The following is a 300-nucleotide window of genomic DNA, read 5'->3' as shown; positions in this document are numbered from 1 at the left end:
AGATACTATCATGAACAAATAAAAAAAGGTGTTCCTACAAGTGAAATTATGAAGCATCTAAACGGTAAGAGCCGTGATAACGCTAGAACACCTATGCAATGGAATAGTAATAAATATGCTGGATTTAGTAATCATAAACCATGGATATCTATGAATCCCAGTTATTTAAAACAAAATGTAGCTAAAGAAAATCAAGACCCAAATTCTGTTTTAAATTTTTATCGTAAATTAATCAAATTACGTTTAAATGACAATATATTGTTAAATGGTGATTACCATTTATTAGATACAAATGATAAT

Annotated in this window: 1 protein-coding gene; it reads left to right on the top strand. The window is 27.3% G+C overall.

Annotated elements, in window-relative coordinates; all coding sequences use genetic code 11:
* The coding region (locus AC6UDG_RS07530) for an alpha-amylase family glycosyl hydrolase (protein ID WP_500706964.1) at nucleotides 1-300 on the top strand (300 nt) is incomplete at both ends.

The sequence above is a fragment of the Fructilactobacillus sp. X2R1C1 genome, assembly GCF_059901435.1.
Note: the sequence above shows the minus strand (reverse complement) of the source record. Positions and strands in the feature narration are given on the sequence as shown.